4 protein-coding genes are annotated in these 4,339 nt (G+C 60.3%); all 4 read right to left on the reverse strand.

What is annotated here, in order from left to right:
* Positions 1-220: 220 nt before the first annotated feature.
* Entirely contained in the window at positions 221-436 is a 216-nt protein-coding gene (locus B0W55_RS28775; protein WP_056856660.1) for a molybdopterin-binding protein, read from the reverse strand.
* Between the two features lie 402 nt (positions 437-838).
* Positions 839-2,185: a glutamine synthetase family protein gene (locus B0W55_RS28780; protein WP_077049291.1), complete on the reverse strand. Its 1,347-nt coding sequence runs from the start codon at positions 2,183-2,185 to the stop codon at positions 839-841.
* Between the two features lie 20 nt (positions 2,186-2,205).
* Entirely contained in the window at positions 2,206-2,760 is a 555-nt protein-coding gene (locus B0W55_RS28785; protein ID WP_077049292.1) for a helix-turn-helix domain-containing protein, read from the reverse strand.
* Between the two features lie 15 nt (positions 2,761-2,775).
* Positions 2,776-4,065 (reverse strand): FAD-binding oxidoreductase, encoded by a 1,290-nt coding sequence (locus tag B0W55_RS28790; protein ID WP_077049293.1) that lies wholly within the window; start codon positions 4,063-4,065, stop codon positions 2,776-2,778.
* Positions 4,066-4,339 lie beyond the last annotated feature (274 nt).

Consider the following 4,339-nt stretch of genomic DNA (forward strand, 5'->3'; position numbering starts at 1 on the left):
CACCCCGTCGTGGCGAGGGAGCTTGCTCCCGTTCGGCTGCGCAGCAGTCGTAAAACCTGCTGGCTGGCACCTCCTGATACACCGCGTGCCAGGTTTTTGGGTCTGCTACGCAGCCCAGCGGGAGCAAGCTCCCTCGCCACAGGTTTGTCGCTTCCTTAAATTGCAGGCACAAAAAAACCAGCCTTTATCAGCCGGGTGATTAGTGGACTTCGCCATGGGCTCAGAGCTTGGCAATCGACACTTCAGTGGACTTCACAAACGCAATCACTTCACTGCCAACCTTCAACTCAAGGTCACGCACCGAGCGCGTGGTGATGACTGAGGTGACGATGCCGGACGCGGTTTGCACGTCGATTTCGGACACTACTTCGCCTACCAGTATTTCCTTGATGACACCCTTGAACTGGTTACGGACGTTGATCGCTTTGATGGTCATGATGAGGCTTCCTGTCTGATGGTGGGCGCATCCGCGTGGATGGGCAGGCCTCCAAGGTGCACTGCCTTTGACCACAACAAAAGGAATATATAATTATCCAATGATAACCACATGGAATATAGGAAGCCGAGAGGCAAAAAAAATCCCGGGCAGCTGATGGACGCCCGGGATTTAAAAATGCATAAACCGTGGTGGTGAACGCGGGGCGGATATTACGGAATATTTCGCCCTGTAACAAGATATTTTAATTAACTACTCAGTTACTAAATCCGCTAAGTCTTTAAATATCAATATGTTTTTTAGGGTTAAGCTCGAAACGACTTGAGCTGTGGGTGACCGGGCTATCCGATCAATTCTGATAGCCCGCGTTATCGTTGACGTCCATCGCGAGCGAGCTCGCTCCTACAGGAACCAGCGGTACTCCCGGGCACTGATGTCGTTCATGAACGCCAAATGGTCCTGGCGCTTGTTCTCGCAATACACGTCGACGAACTCTTCCCCCAGGCCCTCGCGCACCGGCGCATAGCTTTGCATCGATCGCACTGCCTCGAGCATTTCCAGCGGGAAATCGATGCCGCTGCTGCGATCTTCGTTGAGCGGCGCGATGGGTTCGCGGCCGTTTTCCAGGCCTTGCTCCAATCCGATCAGAATCGCCGCGAGCACCAGATAAGGGTTGGCGTCGGCGCCGGCCAGGCGATGTTCGATGCGCAGGTTTTTGCTGTCCGATTCCGGCACCCGCAGGCACGCATCACGGTCTTCGAAACCCCAGCTGGCGCGGGAGGCGACGTTGACCGTGGCGCTCAAGCGGCGCGTGGCGTTGTGGTTCGGCGCGAAAATCGGCATGCAGCGGGGCAACACCTCCAGGCAACCGGCCACGGCATGGCGCAACGCTTGCTGGCCGTTCGCCGCCAGCAGGTTATTGCCCGCTTCGTCGTACAGGCTCACATGCACGTGCATGCCGCTGCCGGGGTGTTGCAGGTACGGCTTGGCCATGAAGCTGGCGCGGTAATTGTGCTTGAGCGCCACGCCACGGGTGCTGCGGCAGAACAGCGCCGCCCAGTCGGCCGCGCGCAAACCGTCATCCAGATGGCCGAAATTGATTTCGAACTGGCCTGGCCCCAATTCGGCGGTGATCACCGTGGCGTCAATGCCTTGCGCCCGGGCGGTCTCGACCATCTCATCGAGCACCGGGGCAAATCGGGTCAGGCGTTCGATGTGCATGTTCGGCTGATCGTCGGCATCGCCGGTCAGCGGGTCGCGGGCAAACTGCGGCAGGCCATCACGCAGGTGGCTGTCGAACAGATAGAACTCCAGTTCGAACGCCACCACCGGAAAAATACCCTTGCGCTTGAGCCGTGCCAGCACCTGCGCCAACACTTCCCGCGGCTCGAATTCGATGGGGTTTTGCGTACCGTCGGACGTGATCAGCATCTGCCCCAGGGGTTGTTGCTCCCAGGTCACCAACTTCAAGGTGCCGGGCACCAGACGCCGCAAGGCATCGGGGTCGCCATCGTTGAAGCAGTAATCGCCAATCTTGAACAGGCCGCCCTGGGTACCGAGCAATACGCAGTTCTGCGGCAGCTTGAGGGCACTGCCGGCAGCGACTTTTTCCAGCATGTCGATCGGGTAGCGCTTGCCGTAGAAATGCCCGGGAATGTCCAGGGCGATCAGGTCGACAAAGCGCACCTGCGGGTAGCGTTGGCGAAACTCACGTACTTCAGCCAGCAGTTCAGAGCACACAGCGTCCATCGTTTTGTTCCTTGTTGGTATCAGGTGTAAACCCAAAGCACGCGGGTCAGTTGATCGCCGAGGTTGCCGTAACGGCAATGGGCGTGGCTGGCGAGCTGGAAGCTGTCGCCGGCACGCAAGGTCACGGGGTCGTCGTCATCGAGCCACAGGGTCAGCTCGCCTTCGAGGACGTAGCCACCCTGCTCCGAGCTGTCCTTCATGTGCCGGTCACCGCTGCTGGCACCGGGTTCCAGTTGGCTCTCGAGCATGGAAAAGGACGCGCGCATTTTTGGCGAAACCAGGATGTCGGTGATGCCGTCGGCGTAATACAGCGTGCGACGCTCGTCGGGCCGGGTCACCCAGGGCAAGGCCATGGGTTTGGGCAGGCTGTAGAAATAGGTGGTGGGCACGCCCAGGGTTTCGCTGATCGCGGTCAAGTCAGCCACCGTTGGCCGGGACAGACCACGCTCGACCTGGGACAGAAAACCCACCGAGCGGCCGATTTTGTCCGCCAACTCTTTGAGCGTGTATTTTTTGTGTTTGCGCAGGTCCTGGATCAGGATCGCCAGCGCCGAAATCTCTTCTTGCATGTCCATCTAAAGGCTTCCGTTTCAAATGCTGTCGCGCAGCCGGTACCAGGCTTTGCCGATGGCTTCCAGGGGCGCCGCCATGTATTTGCCGCCCGGAAAGCTGCCGTTATTCAACCCTTGGTACAACGCCAGTTCGTCCGGCCGACCGAGTATCGCGTCGGACACCGCCCGCGCCGCGGCCAGGGTCGGCAGCACGCCGTGGCCTGAATACCCCTGCAACCAGTAAAGGTCACCACGGCGACCGATGTCCGGGGTGCGCTTGAGGGTCAGGTCGATGTGCCCACCCCAGGCGAACGCCAGTTCAACGCCCTTGAGTTGCGGGAATACCCGTTCCAGGCACGGCCGGGTGGCGCCGGCAATGTCCTTGGGCATGCCGCCCAGGTAGGTGCAGCCGCCACCGAACAGCAAGCGGTTGTCCGGCGTACGGCGGAAATAATCGAGCACGAATTGGTTGTCGGTGACGCACACGTTGCTCGGCAGGAGCGCAGTCGCCTGGGCCTCCGATAACGGCGCCGTCGCTACCTGATAGGTGCCCACGGGCAACACGCAACTGGCCAGTTGCGGATCGAGGCGATCCAGATACGCGTTGCACGCCAGCACCAGCACATCGGCACGCACTTCACCGCGCTCGGTGGCAACCACATAGCGTCCGCCCTCCTCGCGATAATTGAGCGCCTTGCTCTGTTCATGAATCACCCCGCCAGCCCGCTCGATGGCTGCCGCCAGCCCCAAGGCCAGTTTGAGCGGATTCAAATGCCCGCCCTCGGGATCGAACAGCCCGGCCTGATAACGCTCGCTGGCTACCCACTCGGGCAACCGGTCGCGTTCGATGAACTGCAAGCCGTCATGGCCCCATTTATGACTGGCCTCATGTTGCCACTCGGTCAGCAGACTGACGCGGCGCGGCATCACAGAGGTCCACAGATGGCCCGGTCGATAATCGCAATCGAACCCATGACGCCCAGGCAATTCACGCAACTCCCGCGCCGCCCAGCGCATGCCGTCCCACAACCGCCGCGCCCGCTCGTAGCCCAACGCCGCTTCCAGTGGCGGCATATCGCACGACCACCCCAGAATCGCCTGCCCCCCATTACGCCCCGAAGCCGCCCACGCCACCCGACTGGCCTCCAGCACCGTCACGCGCTTGCCGGCCAACGCCAGGCGCAACCCCGTGTGCAAGCCGCTGAAGCCCGCACCGATGATCAGCACTTCGGTGTCCTGATTGCCTTTGAGTGGTGTGCGGTTTCGCAGGTGATCGGCGCAGGAATGGGCGTAATAGCTGGCGACGTGCTGGGTGGACTGCTGAAACATTACCGGCTCCATGAAATTTTATAGTTTTAATTTCATGAAAAAATACAGGAATTATTTCATGCGGGCAATCCTGATCTCAGGCACTCGCCGATGAACGCCGGGACACCGCGGGGTGTCCGGCTTCCCGCGTCATCGTTGAGGACCATCGCGAGCGAGCTCGCTCCTACAGGGGGTGGGGGTGTTCGTGAAATATGTGCACACCGCGATACCTGTGGGAGCGGGGGCATGTGCAAAATTCAAGGTGGCTGTCAGGCCCTCATCGCTGGCAAGGCAC

The organism is Pseudomonas sp. KK4 (assembly GCF_001984065.1).
Classification (GTDB): domain Bacteria; phylum Pseudomonadota; class Gammaproteobacteria; order Pseudomonadales; family Pseudomonadaceae; genus Aquipseudomonas.